General features: G+C 74.3%; 15 protein-coding genes and 1 riboswitch. Of the genes, 11 read left to right on the top strand and 4 right to left on the bottom strand.

The genetic code is table 11. The features are described from left to right. Nucleotides 1-9: 9 nt before the first annotated feature. A complete protein-coding gene (locus ACIPSE_RS42390; protein ID WP_401674318.1) occupies nucleotides 10-417 on the bottom strand; it encodes a CoA-binding protein in 408 nt (135 codons plus the stop codon). Nucleotides 418-491: 74 nt separating this feature from the next. Next, nucleotides 492-680: riboswitch (cobalamin riboswitch) on the top strand. 42 nt (nucleotides 681-722) lie between these two features. Between ACIPSE_RS42390 and ACIPSE_RS42385 the strand changes: the two genes are divergently transcribed. The 9 genes from ACIPSE_RS42385 (at nucleotide 723) to ACIPSE_RS42345 (ending at nucleotide 10,262) form a co-directional block, all read left to right on the top strand. Next, nucleotides 723-1,736: an ABC transporter substrate-binding protein gene (locus tag ACIPSE_RS42385; RefSeq protein ID WP_401674316.1), complete on the top strand. Its 1,014-nt coding sequence runs from the start codon at nucleotides 723-725 to the stop codon at nucleotides 1,734-1,736. Further along, complete coding sequence (locus tag ACIPSE_RS42380) at nucleotides 1,733-2,749, top strand: FecCD family ABC transporter permease (RefSeq protein WP_401674314.1); 1,017 nt, start codon at nucleotides 1,733-1,735, stop codon at nucleotides 2,747-2,749. Before ACIPSE_RS42385 ends, ACIPSE_RS42380 begins: the two co-directional genes overlap by 4 nt. Next, nucleotides 2,746-3,516 carry an ABC transporter ATP-binding protein gene (locus tag ACIPSE_RS42375; RefSeq protein ID WP_401674312.1) on the top strand — a complete coding sequence of 257 codons (771 nt, stop codon included), beginning with the start codon at nucleotides 2,746-2,748 and terminating at the stop codon, nucleotides 3,514-3,516. The genes ACIPSE_RS42380 and ACIPSE_RS42375 overlap by 4 nt, the downstream gene beginning before the upstream one ends. A gap of 95 nt (nucleotides 3,517-3,611) precedes the next feature. Then, nucleotides 3,612-4,316 carry a hypothetical protein gene (locus ACIPSE_RS42370; RefSeq protein ID WP_401674588.1) on the top strand — a complete coding sequence of 235 codons (705 nt, stop codon included), beginning with the start codon at nucleotides 3,612-3,614 and terminating at the stop codon, nucleotides 4,314-4,316. Then, nucleotides 4,313-4,855, top strand: a complete 543-nt coding sequence (locus ACIPSE_RS42365; RefSeq protein WP_401674310.1) for a SixA phosphatase family protein — start codon at nucleotides 4,313-4,315, stop codon at nucleotides 4,853-4,855. Before ACIPSE_RS42370 ends, ACIPSE_RS42365 begins: the two co-directional genes overlap by 4 nt. A 17-nt stretch (nucleotides 4,856-4,872) precedes the next feature. Then, nucleotides 4,873-5,298, top strand: coding sequence for a DUF6210 family protein (locus ACIPSE_RS42360; protein WP_401674308.1), 426 nt, complete (start codon nucleotides 4,873-4,875; stop codon nucleotides 5,296-5,298). Nucleotides 5,299-5,385: 87 nt separating this feature from the next. Then, a complete protein-coding gene (locus ACIPSE_RS42355; protein ID WP_401674306.1) occupies nucleotides 5,386-6,012 on the top strand; it encodes a YigZ family protein in 627 nt (208 codons plus the stop codon). 72 nt (nucleotides 6,013-6,084) lie between these two features. Further along, on the top strand, nucleotides 6,085-7,248 hold the full coding sequence (locus ACIPSE_RS42350; protein WP_401674303.1) for an exonuclease SbcCD subunit D: 1,164 nt from the start codon (nucleotides 6,085-6,087) through the stop codon (nucleotides 7,246-7,248). Continuing rightward, a complete protein-coding gene (locus tag ACIPSE_RS42345; RefSeq protein ID WP_401674300.1) occupies nucleotides 7,245-10,262 on the top strand; it encodes an AAA family ATPase in 3,018 nt (1,005 codons plus the stop codon). The genes ACIPSE_RS42350 and ACIPSE_RS42345 overlap by 4 nt, the downstream gene beginning before the upstream one ends. Here the strand turns inward: ACIPSE_RS42345 and ACIPSE_RS42340 are convergent. Further along, nucleotides 10,230-10,676, bottom strand: coding sequence for an Lrp/AsnC family transcriptional regulator (locus ACIPSE_RS42340; RefSeq protein WP_401674298.1), 447 nt, complete (start codon nucleotides 10,674-10,676; stop codon nucleotides 10,230-10,232). The two genes, ACIPSE_RS42345 and ACIPSE_RS42340, sit on opposite strands and share 33 nt — an antisense overlap. Nucleotides 10,677-10,818: 142 nt before the next feature. Between ACIPSE_RS42340 and ACIPSE_RS42335 the strand changes: the two genes are divergently transcribed. Next, nucleotides 10,819-11,301 carry a rhodanese-like domain-containing protein gene (locus ACIPSE_RS42335; protein WP_401674295.1) on the top strand — a complete coding sequence of 161 codons (483 nt, stop codon included), beginning with the start codon at nucleotides 10,819-10,821 and terminating at the stop codon, nucleotides 11,299-11,301. 73 nt (nucleotides 11,302-11,374) lie between these two features. Here the strand turns inward: ACIPSE_RS42335 and ACIPSE_RS42330 are convergent, their stop codons facing one another. Together ACIPSE_RS42330 and ACIPSE_RS42325 are read right to left on the bottom strand one after the other, a co-directional pair. After that, entirely contained in the window at nucleotides 11,375-13,063 is a 1,689-nt protein-coding gene (locus ACIPSE_RS42330; protein WP_401674292.1) for a DUF885 domain-containing protein, read from the bottom strand. A gap of 33 nt (nucleotides 13,064-13,096) precedes the next feature. Then, on the bottom strand, nucleotides 13,097-13,588 hold the full coding sequence (locus tag ACIPSE_RS42325; RefSeq protein WP_401674290.1) for an Lrp/AsnC family transcriptional regulator: 492 nt from the start codon (nucleotides 13,586-13,588) through the stop codon (nucleotides 13,097-13,099). Nucleotides 13,589-13,648: 60 nt separating this feature from the next. Between ACIPSE_RS42325 and ACIPSE_RS42320 the strand changes: the two genes are divergently transcribed. Next, on the top strand, nucleotides 13,649-14,836 hold the full coding sequence (locus ACIPSE_RS42320; protein WP_401674287.1) for a trans-sulfuration enzyme family protein: 1,188 nt from the start codon (nucleotides 13,649-13,651) through the stop codon (nucleotides 14,834-14,836). Nucleotides 14,837-14,927: the final 91 nt, after the last annotated feature.

Genomic DNA, 14,927 nt, shown 5'->3' with positions numbered 1-14,927 from the left:
CCGCCGGGGTCAGCCCAGCCGGGGGATCTCGATCGCCGGGCAGCGGTCCATGACCATGTCGAGTCCGGCGGCGCGTGTCCGGTCGTACGCCTCCTCGTCGATCACCCCGAGCTGGAACCAGACCGCCCTGGCCCCCTTGGCGACGGCCTCGTCCGCGACGGCCCCGGCGAGGTCGCTGTTGACGAAGACGTCGACGACGTCCACGTCGAAGGGGATCTCGGCGAGGGAGGCGTAGCCCTGCTCGCCGTGCACGGTCTCCGCCTTGGGGTGCACGGGCACGACCCGCTTGCCGTACCGCTGGAGCGCCGCGGCCACGCCGTACGCGGCGCGCCGCGTGTTGGACGACAGGCCCACCACGGCCCAGGTGTCCCCGCTCTCGGTGAGCATCCTGCGGATCGTCGCTTCGTCGCCGTGCACGGTCGTCTCCCAAGGTCGCGTGGCCGGTCGGGCCCTTGGCACAACAGTGCGCGGCGCCCGGCGATTCCCGGCCGTGATAGCTTGCCGAGGCCAGTCGAACCCATGTACGTGGGTCAGGGAATCCGGTGTGAATCCGGAACTGACGCGCAGCGGTGAGGGGGACGGGCGGGGCCTTTCGCCACTGGACGCCGTACGCGTCCGGGAAGGCGCCCCGTGCCGGACGAACCCGAGTCCGAAGACCTGCTGGCGCGTTCCGTACGACCGGGCTCCGCGTTCGAGCCCTCGACGACTGAGGACCTGTTCCCGTGCCCCAAGCACGTTCCACCGCCCTGCTCCTGGCGGGCGCCTTCCTGCTGACCGCCTGCTCCGACGGCGGTTCCGGCGCCGCCGACACCAAGGCCGCCGTGACCCTGAAAAACTGCGGCGAGACCGTCCGCGTCGAGACGCCCCCGAAGCGGGCCGTCTCCCTCAACCAGGGCACCACCGAGATCATGCTGTCCCTCGGCCTCGCCGACCGCATAGTGGGCACCGCGACCTGGACCGACCCCGTACTGAAGAACCTGGAGAAGGCGAACGCGAAGGTGCCGCGCCTCGCCGACAACGCGCCCTCCTACGAGAAGGTCCTGGCCGCCGAACCCGACTTCGTCGCCGCCTCCTTCGTCTCCACGCTCGGCAAGGGCGGCGTCGCCACCCGCGAGCAGTTCGGGAAGCTGGGCGTGCCGACGTACGTCTCCCCGTCGGACTGCGCGGGCAAGGACAACACCGGGGACGGCGACGGCTCGCGCAGGACGCCGCTGGGGATCGACGCCGTCTACGGCGAGATCCGCGACCTCGCGGCCGTGTTCGGCGTGGAGGAGCGCGGCGAGAAACTCGTCGCCACGCTCAAGCAGCGGATGAAGAAGGCCACTTCGGGCCTCGACGCCTCGGACGTCAGCGTCCTGTACTGGTTCGCCAACGCCGAGTCGCCCTACATGGCGGGCTGTTGCGGCGCGCCCGGCATCATCACCCGCAGCCTCGGCGCGAAGAACGTCTTCGACGACTCGCACGAGGAGTGGCCGCAGATCAACTGGGAGACGGTCGCCGACCGCGACCCGGACGTCCTCGTCATCGGCGACCTCACCCGCAAGTCGCAGACCGCCGAATCCGCCGCGCGGAAGATCGGGTTCCTGGAGAGCGACCCGGTCACCAGGAACATGACCGCCGTCCGCGAGAAGCGGTACGTGCTGCTCAGCGGGCAGGCCATGAACCCGAGCATCCGCACCGTCGACGGCGTGGAGACGGTCGCGGCCGGGCTCCGCGCGGCCGGGCTCGGCACGTGACGGTGCGGCCCTGGGCGCTCGGGACCGCCGGCGCGCTGCTGCTCGCCGGCTCCCTCGCCGTCGCGATCACCATCGGCCCGGCGGACATCGGCGTCGCCGACGTGTGGTCGACCGTGCTGGCCCATCTCGGCCTCGGCACCTCAGGGCTCCCGCCCATCCGCGACGGCATCGTCTGGGAGCTGCGGCTGCCCCGCACCCTCCTGGCCGCCGTCTGCGGGGCCGGGCTCGCCGTGTGCGGCGCGGTCATGCAGTCGCTGCTGCGCAACCCGCTCGCCGACCCCTTCGTCCTCGGCGTCTCCTCCGGCGCCTCGACCGGGGCCGTCGCGGTGGTCGTCCTGGGCGTCGGCGGCGGGCTCGTCCCGGTGTCGGCCGGCGCGTTCCTCGGCGCCCTCGTCTCCTTCGCGCTCGTCCTGCTGCTCAGCCACACCCTCGGCGGCAGCACCGACCGGGTCGTCCTCGCGGGTGTCGCCGCGATGCAGCTCTTCTCCGCGCTCACCTCGTTCGTGGTGATGACCGCCGCCGACGCCGAGACCACCCGCGGCGTCCTGTTCTGGCTCCTCGGCTCGCTGAGCGGCGCGGGCTGGACCGACGTCGCCGTCTGCACGGCCGTCCTCGCCGCCGCGCTCGTCGTCTGCCTGTCGTACGCCCGCACCCTCGACGCGTTCGCCTTCGGCCAGGACGCCGCCGCGGCCCTCGGCGTCTCCGTGGCCCGCACCCGGCTCGTCCTGCTCTGCGTCACGGCGCTGCTCACCGCCGCGCTGGTCAGCTCGGCCGGGGCGATCGGCTTCGTGGGCCTCGTGCTGCCGCACGCCGTCCGGGCGCTCGTCGGCCCCGGGCACGCGCGGCTGCTGCCGCTGTCGGCGCTCGCCGGGGCGGTGTTCCTGGTGTGGGTGGACACCCTCGCCCGTACCGTCCTCGACCCGCAGGAGGTCCCCGTGGGCGTCGTGACCTCCCTGATCGGCGTACCCGCGTTCGTGGCGGTGCTGTACCGGACCCGGGGGGCGGCGCGATGAGCCTCGCCGCGGACCGGGTCGGGCGGACGACCGACGGCCATCTCCTCCTCGACGGCGTCACCCTCGCCCCCGCGCCGGGCTCCGTCGTCGGGCTCCTCGGGCCCAACGGCTCCGGCAAGTCCACGCTCATCCGCCTCCTCGCCGGACTCCTCGCGCCGACCGCCGGGGTCGTCACGCTCGACGACGCCCCGCTGGCCGGCCTGCCCCGCCGCGAGGTCGCCCGGCGCCTCGCGGTGGTCGAGCAGCAGGCCGACACCCAGGTCGAGCTGACGGTCCTGGACGTCGTCCGGCTGGGCCGGGTCCCGCACCGCCGTGCCTGGACGCCCGCGACCGGGCGGGACGAGCGGGCCGTACGCGCCGCCCTGGAGCGCACCGGCCTCGCCGACCGCACCCACCAGCGCTGGCACACGCTCTCCGGCGGCGAACGCCAGCGCGTGCAGATCGCCCGCACCCTCGCCCAGGAACCCCGCGAACTCCTCCTCGACGAACCGACCAACCACCTCGACATCCACCACCAGCTCGACCTGCTGAACCTGGTCGCCGGACTCCCCGTCACCACCGTCGTCGCCCTGCACGACCTGAACCTCGCCGCGATGTACTGCGACCAGGTCGTGGTCCTGCGCACCGGCCGCGTCCACGCCTGCGGCACCCCCGGGGACGTCCTGACCCGGGAGCTGATCGGCGAGGTGTACGGCGTGCGGGCCGCCGTCAGCCGGGAGGGCGACGACGGACGCCCGCACGTCCGCTTCCTGGGCACCCTGGCGTGAACGCCTGTTCGGCCCGGCGGCGGGACGGTACCGTTCGGTGCAGTCAGCGCACCGGGGGGTGGCCGATGCAGGGGTCCGTCGTGCAGGCTCGGCCCGTGCTGCGCATCATCGACGCCCGAACCGGCGAACCCGTCCCCGTCCGCCGCGCCCTCACCCGCGTCGAGACCCATGTCCCGGGACCCGGCCCGACCGCTCCACGCCTCCTCCTGGTCGCCGACACCCTGGTCCGCGCCCTCGACCTCGGCTCCACGCCGGCCTGGGCGGTCCTGATCACGGACCCGGACGGGGACCCGACCGCGCTGCGGGCCACCGCCAAGGCCCTCGGCACCCGCCCCTTCGAGGACGCCCGGGACGACGGGGCGGCCCGGACCTTCCACGTGCTGGACACCGGAGCACGCGGCGGTGCACCCGACGGGGTGCGGCTCGTGGTGGCCCCCGTCGAGGGCGCCGCACCGCCGGACACCGACCCCGCCGTCCTCCGCCTCGCCCTGCTGGGCAGCCACCGCGCCACGCCCGTCCGGCTCGACGCCGAGACCCTCACCGACGCCCACGACACCCTCGTCCGCTGGCGCAGCGCGGTGGCCGGGTGGGCGCGCGAACCGTCGCGGCCGATGCCCGACGAGGTGCGCGACGCGCTGCGCGCCGCCCGGGAGGACGACCTGGACACACCCGGTGTCCTGCGCGTGCTGCGCCAGGTGGAGGACTCGGACCTGCCGGCCGGGGCCCGCTTCGAGACGTACGTGCACGCGGACCGGCTCCTCGGCCTCGACCTCGCCCGCGACCTCGGAAGCCCCGCGTGACCGCCCGTACCGGCGCCGGGCCGCTGCGCCGGCTCGTCGTGCTGCGGCACGCCAAGTCGGCCTGGCCGGAGGGGGTCGCCGACCACCGCCGCCCGCTCGCCCCGCGCGGACGGCGCGACGCGCCCGCCGCGGGCCGCGCCCTCGCCGAGGCGGACTGCCTGCCCGACCTCGCGCTCTGCTCGACCGCGGTGCGCACCCGCCAGACCTGGGACCTGGCCTCCGCCCAGTGGGGCACCCCGCCCCCGGTCCGCCACGACCCCCGGCTCTACGGCGCCGACGTGCCCGAACTCCTCGACGTCGTCCACGAGGTCCCCGCCGAGGTCGAGACCCTGCTCCTCATCGGCCACAACCCCGGCCTGGAGGAACTCGTCCTCACCCTCGCCGGGGACGGCCTCGACGACACCCTCGACCAGGTACGCCTGAAGTTCCCCACCTCCGCCCTCGCCGTCCTCACCTGGTACGGCACCACCTGGCAGGCCCTGTCCCCGGGCCGCGCCCTGCTCACCGGCGTCACGGTGGCCCGCGGGAAGAAGGAGTGAGCCTCCGGGAAGAAGGAGTGAGCCCTCGGTACGTCTTCCTGGACCCGGACGGCACGGGCCAGGGCTGGGCGCACCTCGTGGTGGCCGCGCCGACCGGCGTGGTCCACCAGACCCAGGGCGGCGGCCACGGCTGCGTCCCCTACGAACAGGAGGGCTACCTCATCCCCCTGTTCGGCCGGAACCTCACCGAGGACCTGGAGGCGCTCTTCGTCGGTGAACTGAAGGGCTGGGGAACCCGGGGACGGCAGTGGCCGGACGGCCTGCTCGCCCGGCTCAGGAGCGCGGTCGCCGCCTTCCACGTGTACGGCTCCGCGCACCGCGACGACACCTGGCCCGCCCCGCTCGCCCTGGACGAGTCCCGGCTGGCCAAGGCCGACGAGGCCTGGGTGCCGGTCCTGACACCCGACGGTCCCGGCTATCTGACCTGGGAGAACTCCGACTGACCGGTCCACCCGCGCGCGTGGGTGTCCCTCCGCCCTGACTCGGCCCTCTGGCACAGGCGGCCGGAACGGTGCACGTAGGCTGGCCCGATGCAGGACGAGTACCGCACCGTCGCCCACGCGGGCGTGCACGAGACCGAGGTCAACCGCTCCCGCTTCCTGTGCGCCCTCGCCCCGGCGGCCACCGAACGGGAGGCGCAGGACTTCGTCGCCGCGATCCGCAAGGAGCACCCGGACGCGAGCCACCACTGCTTCGCGTACGTCATCGGCGCCGACGCCGCGGTCCAGAGGGCGAGCGACGACGGCGAACCGGGCGGCACCGCCGGCGTCCCCATGCTCCAGATGCTGCTGCGCCGCGACATGCGGTACGTCGTCGCCGTCGTCACCCGCTACTACGGCGGCGTCAAGCTCGGCGCGGGCGGACTCATCCGCGCCTACGGCGGGTCCGTGGGCGAGGCCCTGGACGCCCTCGGCACCCTCACCCGCCGCCGCTTCCGCCTCGCCACGGTGACTGTCGACCACCAGCGCGCGGGCAAGCTCCAGAACGACCTGCGCGCCACCGGCCGCGAGGTCCGCGACGTCCGCTACGGCGAGGCCGTCACCCTGGAGATCGGCCTCCCGGACGCCGACGTCCCCGCCTTCCGGGCCTGGCTCGCGGACGCCACCGCCGGGACGGCCGGCCTGGAGCTGGGCGGGGAGGCGTACGGGGATGCGTGAGTGGCCTCCTGCGGTGCCTGAAAGGCCGGTAACCGCCCGTGATGTCAGACCCTGCCGTTAGTCTCGGGGATCATGAGACTGCTGCACACGTCCGACTGGCATCTCGGCAGGTCGTTCCACCGCGTCAACATGCTCGGAGCGCAGGCCGGGTTCATCGGCCACCTCGTCACCACCGTGCGTGAGCGCGCCGTGGACGCGGTGGTCGTGTCGGGCGACGTGTACGACCGCGCGGTGCCGCCGCTCGCCGCGGTCGAGCTGTTCGACGACGCCCTGCACCGGCTCGCCGGCCTCGGTGTGCCGACGGTGATGATCTCCGGGAACCACGACTCCGCGCGCCGCCTCGGGGTGGGCGCCGGGCTCATCGACCGCGCGGGCATCCACCTGCGAACGGAACCGTCGGCCTGCGGGACGCCGGTCGTCCTGCCGGACGCCTTCGGCGACGTGGCCTTCTACGGACTGCCGTACCTCGAACCCGCCCTGGTGAAGGACGAGTTCGGGGTCGAGAAGCCCGGCCACGAGGCGGTGCTCGCCGCCGCCATGGACCGGGTCCGCGCCGACCTCGCGGCCCGCGCGCCCGGCACCCGCTCCGTCGTCCTCGCGCACGCCTTCGTCACCGGCGGCGAGGCCAGCGACAGCGAACGCGACATCACCGTCGGCGGCGTCGCCGCGGTGCCCGCCGGAGTCTTCGACGGCGTCGACTACGCGGCCCTTGGCCATCTGCACGGCTGCCAGACCATCACCGAGCGCGTCCGCTACTCCGGCTCCCCGCTGCCGTACTCCTTCTCCGAGGCCGACCACCGCAAGAGCATGTGGCTGATCGACCTGGACGCCACGGGCGCGGTCGCCGCCGAGCGCGTGGACTGCCCCGTGCCGCGCGACCTGGCCCGGCTGCGGGGCACGCTGGAGGAGCTGCTCGCCGACCCCGGCCTCGCCCGGCACGAGGAGGCGTGGGTCGAGGCGACCCTCACCGACGCGCTGCGCCCCGCCGACCCCATGGCCCGCCTCACCGAACGCTTCCCGCACACCCTGAGCCTAGTCTTCGCCCCCGACCGGGCCCCGGACGACCCCGACGTGTCCTACGCCAGACGGCTCGCGGGCCGCAGCGACCAGGAGATCGCCGAGGACTTCGTCGCCCATGTGCGTGGCGCCGGACCCGACGACGACGAGCGGGGCGTGCTGCGCGAGGCGTTCGACACGGTGCGCACCGACGAGGCCGTGCAGGAGGTCGCCCGGTGAGGCTGCACCGACTCGACGTCACCGCCTTCGGCCCCTTCGGCGGTTCCCAGGCCGTCGACTTCGACGAACTGTCCGCCGCCGGGCTCTTCCTGCTGCACGGCCCGACCGGCGCCGGGAAGACCTCGGTCCTGGACGCCGTCTGCTACGCCCTGTACGGCGCGGTCCCCGGAGCCCGGCAGAGCGGCCAGGGCCTCACCCTGCGCAGCGACCACGCCGCCCCCGGCACCCGCACCGAGGTCCGCCTCGAACTCACCGTCGCCGGACGCCGCCTGGAGGTCACCCGGCAGCCGCCCTGGGAACGCCCCAAGAAGGGCAAACGGGCGGGCACCACCGTCGACAAGGCCCAGAGCTGGCTGCGCGAGTACGACGCGACGGCCGGCGCCTGGAAGGACCTCAGCCGCTCCCACCAGGAGATCGGCGAGGAGATCACCCAGCTCCTCGGCATGAGCCGCGAACAGTTCTGCCAGGTCGTCCTGTTGCCCCAGGGCGACTTCGCCCGCTTCCTGCGCGCCGACGCCGAGGCCCGCGGCAGGCTCCTCGGCCGTCTCTTCGACACCCACCGCTTCGCCGAGGTCGAGAAGCGCCTCGCCGAACGCCGCCGCGCCGCCGAGACCCAGGTGCGCGACGGCGACACCGAACTCCTCGCCGACGCGCACCGCATGCAGCAGGCCGCGGGCGACGCGATGGAACTGCCGGACGCGGCACCGGGGGAGCCCGGCCTCGCCGCCGCCGTGCTCGGCGCGGCGGCGGTCGCCCGCAGCACCGCCCGCGAACAGCTCGGCATCGCGCACGGCCGGCTCGCCGCCGCCGAGTCCGCGCAGGCCGCCGCCGAACGCGCGCTGACCGACGTACGCGAAACGGCCCGTCTTCAGCAGCGGTTCACCCAGGCGCGGGAGCGGGCCGCGCTCATGGAGGAGCGGTCCGCCAACTACCGTCAGGCCGTGGCGCGGATGGAGCGGGCCCGCAAGGCCGAGGCCGTGGCGCCCGCCCTGGAGCTGCGGGACGCCGCCGACGCCGAGCACCGCGCGGCGGACTCCGCCGAGGCCCGCACCCGCGCGCTGCTGCCGGACACCTTCACCGGCGCCGGGGCGGCCGGACTCGCCACCGCCGCGCGCCGCGCCGCCGAGGAACTGGGCGGCCTGGAGTCGGCCCGCCGCGGTGAACAGCGGCTGGCCGAACTCGTCGCCGAACGGGACCAGTTGGACCGTCAGGAGCGGGCCGACGACGAGGTGCTCCAGGAGGCCGACCAGTGGCTCGCCGCCTGGGACACGACCCGTACCGGCCTCCAGACCCGCATCGACTCCGCCCAGGAGGCCGCGACCCGGGCCGAACAGCTCTCCGTGCAGCGCGAACCGGCCCGCAAGCGGCTCAACGCGGCCCGCATGCGCGACCAGTTGGCCGGGGACACGGACGCCGCCGCCGAGCAGGTGCGCAAGGCCCGTGAGGCCGCCCTGGCGCTGAAGGCCGAGTGGCTCGACGTCAAGGAGCGGCGGCTGAACGGGATCGCCGCCGAACTCGCCGCCCAGCTCCAGGACGGCGAGCCCTGCGCCGTCTGCGGGGCGACCGAACACCCCGCCCCGGCCCGCAAGGACGCCGGACACGTCGGCCGGGAGGCGGAGGAACGGGCGCTCACCGCCTACCAGCGCGCCGAGGAACAGCACACGGACGAGGAACGGCTCCTGGCCACCGTACGCGAGGCACTGGCCGCCGCGACCGCCGAGGCCGGGGACGCCCCCACCGCGCAACTCGCCGCCGAGACAGAGGAGTTGGAGCGGCAGTACGCCAAGGCGCGGCAGGCGGGTTCGGCCCTGCACCCCGCGCACGAGGAGCTGCGCGGCGCCGAGCAGGAGCACGAACGGCGCACCGCGCTGCGCCAGCAGGCCGCCGTCAGGGCCGCCGCGCGCGTGGGCCGGCGCGACCGCCTGGACCTGGAACGGACCTCCATGGAGGAGGAGTTGGCGCAGGCCCGGGGCGCCCTGGACAGCGTGGCCGCACGGGCCGCGCAGCTGGAGCGGCAGGTCGCCCTGCTCGGGGACGCCGCCGACGCCGCCCGGATCGCCGAGGACACCGCCCAGCGCCTCAAGGACGCCGACGCCCGGCTCGCCGACGCCGCGTTCAAGGCCGGGTTCGACACCCCGAGGGCCGCCGCGGACGCCCTCCTCGACGACGCGGCCCACCGGGACCTGCAACGGCGCCTGGACGCCTGGGAGTCGGAGGAGGCCGCCGTGCGCGCGGTGCTCGCCGAGCCGGAGACCGTTGCCGCGGCCCAGCAGCCACCCGCCGACCTCGGCGCCGCCGAACGTACGGCCGCGCTCGCCGCCCAGCGGGTCCGGGACGCCGCCTCCGCGGGCGACGCCGCCGCCCGGCGGTGCGCCGACCTCGACCGGCTGTCCGCGCGGGCCACCGGGTCCGTGCGCCGGCTGGCGCCGCTGCGCGAGGAGTACGACCGGGTGGCCCGCCTCGCCTCCCTGACGGCGGGCACCTCCGCCGACAACGAACGCAGGATGCGCCTGGAGTCGTACGTCCTCGCCGCCCGGCTGGAACAGGTCGCCGCCGCCGCGACCCAGCGGCTGCTGCGGATGTCCTCCGGTCGCTACACCCTCGTCCACTCCGACGACCGGGCCGGACGCGGGCGCAGCGGGCTCGGGCTGCATGTCGTCGACGCCTGGACGGGACGGGAGCGGGACACCGCGACGCTGTCCGGCGGCGAGACGTTCTTCGCCTCCCTCGCCCTCGCGCTCGGTCTCGCGGACGTCGTCACCGACGAGGCGGGCGGGGTGCGGCTCGACACCCTCTTCATCGACGAGGGCTTCGGCAGCCTCGACGACCAGACGCTCGACGAGGTCCTCGACGTGCTGGACTCGCTGCGGGAACGGGACCGCAGCGTCGGCATCGTCAGCCATGTCGCCGACCTGCGGCGGCGCGTCCACGCCCAGCTGGAGGTCGTGAAGGGCAGAGCCGGATCGTCCTTGAAGGTGCGCTCAGCGGCCCAGCGGGCGGCGCGGCAGCGGTGAGGAGTAGACGACGCTCGTGGTGACCGCGCCGAGCGTGCCGATCTTCCCCGACACCTCCTCCAGGTGGCGCATCGAACGGGCGGCGACCTTGATGACGAAACAGTCGTCGCCCGTGACATGGTGCGCCTCCAGGATCTCCGGCGTCACCTCGACCAGGTCGTGGAACGGCTTGTAGTTGCCGTTCGGGTAGCGCAGCCGCACGAACGCCAGGATCGGCAGTCCCAGCCGGTCCGGGTCGACCACCGCCGCGTACCCCTGGATCACACCCGCCTCCTCCAGGCGCCGCACCCGCTCGGTCACCGCGCTCGGCGACATGGAGACGGCCCGGGCCAGTTCGGCGAAGCTGGCCCGGCCCTCCCGCTGGAGGACATCGAGGATGCGCCAGTCGGTGGCGTCCGGGGAAAACTCGGTCATGCCCGAGAGATAGCAGGGGAATCACCGGCGGATCAAGCGGAACGCCGGGGATCACGGCTTCAGCGCACCGATCACGGCCCGTAGATTTCAGAGCGCAACAGGAGAGACCGGCACACGAGAGCCGCCACGAAAGGCCCCGGACATGAGCAGCAGCACGCACCCCGTGAACCCCGTCCTCAGGGTCGCCCCCGCGGCCCCGGCCGAGGCCGCCGCGTACTTCCGTGCGAGCCTCGTCTTCCACGCCGACGTCTCCGACGTGGCCGCCGCGCTCTCCGCGGGCGGCGACCCCGGCTTCGTCGTCCTCGACTCCCGCTCCACCGAGTCCTGGGACCAGGGTCATGTCCCGGGCGCCGTGCATCTGCCGACCGCGCTCATCCCCGAGCAGGCCGGGCAGCTCCTCGACAGGTCGGTGCCGGTCGTGACGTACTGCTGGGGCCCCGGCTGCAACGGCGCCACCCGGGCCGCCCTCGCCCTCGCCGAACTCGGCTTCCAGGTCAAGGAGATGCTCGGCGGCTTCGAGTACTGGGCCCGCGAGGGCTTCGAGTTCGAGACCTGGGAGGGCAAGTCCCGCCGCGACACCGACCCGTTGACGTCCCCGGTGGACACGGAGAACTGCGGCTGCTGACACCCGCGCGGGGCACGCGGAACGGCGCCCGGCCGGGGGGGGGGACCCGCCGGGCGCCGGACACCTCCGGCGGCTACAGCCGCGCCAGCTCGTCCACCAGGTCGTCCAGGCCCAGGGAGCCCTGGGACAGGGCCGCCATGTGCCAGGCCTTGAGGTCGAAGGCGTCGCCGTGACGGGCGCGGGCCTTCTCCCGGCCGAGCAGCCAGGCGCGTTCGCCCAGCTTGTAGCCGATGGCCTGGCCCGGGATCGTCAGATAGCGGGTGAGCTCGCTCTCCACGAAGTCCGCGGGGCGGCTGCTGTGCGCGCCGAAGAACTCCTGCGCCAGCTCCGGCGTCCAGCGCTCGCCCGGGTGGAACGGGGAGTCCGCCGGGATCTCCAGCTCCAGGTGCATGCCGATGTCGACGATGACCCGCGTCGCCCGCATCATCTGCGCGTCCAGGTACCCGAGCCGCTGCTCGGCGTCGGTCAGGAAGCCCAGCTCGTCCATCAGCCGCTCCGCGTACAGCGCCCAGCCCTCGGCGTTGGCGCTGACCCCGCCGATGGTGGCCTGGTAGCGGGAGAGGTTCCCGGCGACGTACGTCCACTGCGCGAGCTGGAGGTGATGGCCCGGCACGCCCTCGTGGTACCAGGTCGACACCAGGTCGTAGACCGGGAAGCGGGTCTGCCCCATCGTCGGCAGCCAGGTGCGGCCGGGACGGGAGAAGTCCTCCGAGGGGGCCGTGTAGTACGGGGCCGCCGCACCGCCGGGCGGCGCGATCCGCGACTCCACCTTCCGTACCGGCTCGGCCAGTTCGAAGTGCGTGCCGTCCAGCTTCTCGATCGCCTCGTCCATCAGGCCCTGGAGCCAGTCCCGGACCTCGTCGACGCCCTCGATGTGCCGGCCGTGCTCGTCGAGGTGCTTGAGCGCCACCCACGGGGTCTCGGCGCCCGGCAGGATCTTCTCCGCCTCCCGCTCCATCTCGCCCAGCAGCCGGTGGTACTCCGACCAGCCGTACGCGTACGCCTCGTCCAGGTCCAGGTCGGTGCCGTTGAAGTAGCGGGCCCAGCGGGCGTACCGCTCCCGGCCCACGGTGTTCGGGGCGCCTTCGACGGCGGGCGTGTACACGTCCCGCATCCAGTCCCGCAGCTCGACGACCGACGCGGTCGCGCCGCGCGCCGCCTCCGTCAGCTCGGCCCGCAGCGCCTCGGGGCCCTCCGCCGCGAAGTCCTCGAACCAGCCGCGCCCCTCGCCGGTGTCCGCCCACTCGGTGAGCTGCTCGACGAACGTGGCCGTCGGGCGGGGCGCCGCGTACAGCTTGCGCTCCAGACCGAGCGCGAGGGACGCGCGGTAACCGGCGTACGCGGCCGGCACGGCCCGCAGCCGCTCCGCGATCGCCGCCCAGTCCTCCTCCGACTGGTTCGGCGTCACGGTGAACACCTCGCGCACCGCGTGCGCCGCCGTCGCCATGTTGCCGACCGAGCGCAGCCCGTCGTCGGCGTCGTGCACCGCGAGTTCGGCGGTCAGCCGCTCCCGCAGCAGCCGGGCGCAGCGGCGCTCGATGTCACTGTCGGCGCCCGGCCGCCGCTCGGCCTCGTCGAGCGCGGCGAGCGTGGCCCGCTGGAGCTCGGCGAGCCGCTCCTGTCCCGCGGGCGAGGTGTCGGGCAGACGGTTCGAACTCTCCCGCACACCGAGATAGGTGCCGGTGATCGGATCGAGGGCGATGAGCTGGTCGACGTAGGTGTCGGCGACCTGCCTGGGCAGCGCGCTGTTGGTCTGTGACATGCGGTCCATCCTCGTACGGAGGGCCGCCGCACGTCACCCGGATTGAGCCGTGGGCGTAGGCGGCAGCAGCGGACCGCAGTCCCACTGCTGGAAGATCAGCCGCGTCTCGACGCGGGCCACCTCGCCCCGGGCCGTGAACTCGTCGAGGACCAGCCGCTGGAGGTCCGCCATGTCGGCCACCGCGACATGCACGAGGTAGTCGTCGGGCCCCGTCAGATGGAACACGGTGCGCGACTCCGGCAGCGCCCTGATCCGCTCCACGAACGGCCCCACCAACTCCCGCCGGTGCGGCCTGACCTGCACCGACAGCAGCGCCTCCAGACCGCGCCCGAGTTTGGCCGGATCGAGCCGGAGCTGATGCCCGAGGATCACCCCGGCCCGCCGCAGCCGGGTCACCCGGTCCAGACACGTCGAGGGCGCGACACCGACCTGTGCGGCGAGGTCTCGGTAGGTGGTCCGGGCGTCGTTCTGCAACAGCCGCAGCAGATGCAGATCCACCGGATCCAGTACGACGGATTCGGCCATGTGCCGAACGTAGCACGGGGTTTCACTCGTTCGCCCCGGTCGGCGTTCACCTTGAGGGCCATGGAGACTTCCGGACCCGTGAGAGCGCTGGCCACCGAGGCCGTCCACGCCGGCCGCGACGACCTCGCCCGGCAGGGACTGCACGCCCCGCCCATCGACCTGTCGACCACCTACCCGTCGTACGACAGCCGCGGCGAGGCCGCCCGCATCGACGCGTTCGCCACCACCGGCGCCGACCCCGAGGGGCCGCCCGTCTACGGCCGCCTCGGCAACCCCACGGTCGCCCGCTTCGAGACCGCTCTGGCCCGGCTGGAGGGCACCGAGGCCGCGGTCGCCTTCGCCAGCGGCATGGCCGCGCTGACCGCGGTCCTCCTCGTCCGGGCCTCCCTCGGCCTGCGCCATGTCGTCGCGGTCCGGCCCCTGTACGGGTGCAGCGACCATCTGCTGAACGCCGGGCTCCTCGGCACCGAGGTCACCTGGACCGACCCGGCCGGGATCGCCGACGCGCTGCGCCCCGACACCGGCCTGGTCATGGTCGAGTCCCCGGCCAACCCCACCCTCGCCGAGGTCGATCTGCGGGCCGTCGCCCACGCCTGCGGTTCGGTGCCGCTGCTCGCCGACAACACCTTCGCCACGCCGGTGCTGCAACGCCCCGCCGGGCAGGGGGCGCGGCTGGTGCTGCACAGCGCGACGAAGTACCTCGGCGGCCACGGGGACGTCATGGCGGGGGTCGTGGCCTGCGACGAGGAGTTCGCCGGCCGGCTGCGCCAGGTCCGCTTCGCGACCGGCGGCGTCCTGCACCCGCTGGCCGGCTATCTCCTGCTGCGCGGCCTGTCCACGCTCCCGGTCCGGGTCCGCGCCGCCTCCGCGACCGCCGCCGAACTGGCCCGCCGGTTGGCCGCCGACCCGCGCGTCGCCCGGGTCCACTACCCGCGCATCGGCGGCGCCATGATCGCCTTCGAGGTCCACGGCGACCCGCACGAGGTGATCGCGGCCGTCCGGCTGATCACCCCGGCGGTGAGCCTGGGCAGCGTCGACACCCTGATCCAGCACCCGGCGTCGATCAGCCACCGCATCGTGGACGAGGGCGACCGGCGCGGCGCCGGGGTGAGCGACGGCCTGCTGCGGATGTCGGTGGGCCTGGAGGACGTGGACGACCTCTGGACGGATCTGTCCCACGCCCTCGCGGCCTCCGCGGCCGGGGGCGCGGGCGGCTGCGACGAAGCCGCAGCCGCCACGGTGCGCTAAAGGGTGTTGCACAAGGCGCTGAGCTGGGCACCTTCCGTGTATGGCTGGGGTTTTACGTGCTGAGCGGGTGTGGGTGGAGACGTTCACGGGG

Source organism: Streptomyces sp. NPDC090106, from assembly GCF_044747265.1.
In the GTDB taxonomy this organism is placed as follows: Bacteria; Actinomycetota; Actinomycetes; order Streptomycetales; family Streptomycetaceae; genus Streptomyces.
Note: the sequence above shows the minus strand (reverse complement) of the source record. Positions and strands in the feature narration are given on the sequence as shown.

Coding starts and splice junctions, on each gene's coding strand:
- ACIPSE_RS42375 (WP_401674312.1), top strand. CDS start 2,746: ATGAGCCTCGCCGCGGACCGGGTCGGGCGGACGACCGACGGCCATCTC.
- ACIPSE_RS42355 (WP_401674306.1), top strand. CDS start 5,386: ATGCAGGACGAGTACCGCACCGTCGCCCACGCGGGCGTGCACGAGACC.
- ACIPSE_RS42350 (WP_401674303.1), top strand. CDS start 6,085: ATGAGACTGCTGCACACGTCCGACTGGCATCTCGGCAGGTCGTTCCAC.
- ACIPSE_RS42340 (WP_401674298.1), bottom strand. CDS start 10,676: ATGACCGAGTTTTCCCCGGACGCCACCGACTGGCGCATCCTCGATGTC.
- ACIPSE_RS42335 (WP_401674295.1), top strand. CDS start 10,819: ATGAGCAGCAGCACGCACCCCGTGAACCCCGTCCTCAGGGTCGCCCCC.
- ACIPSE_RS42330 (WP_401674292.1), bottom strand. CDS start 13,063: ATGTCACAGACCAACAGCGCGCTGCCCAGGCAGGTCGCCGACACCTAC.
- ACIPSE_RS42325 (WP_401674290.1), bottom strand. CDS start 13,588: ATGGCCGAATCCGTCGTACTGGATCCGGTGGATCTGCATCTGCTGCGG.
- ACIPSE_RS42320 (WP_401674287.1), top strand. CDS start 13,649: ATGGAGACTTCCGGACCCGTGAGAGCGCTGGCCACCGAGGCCGTCCAC.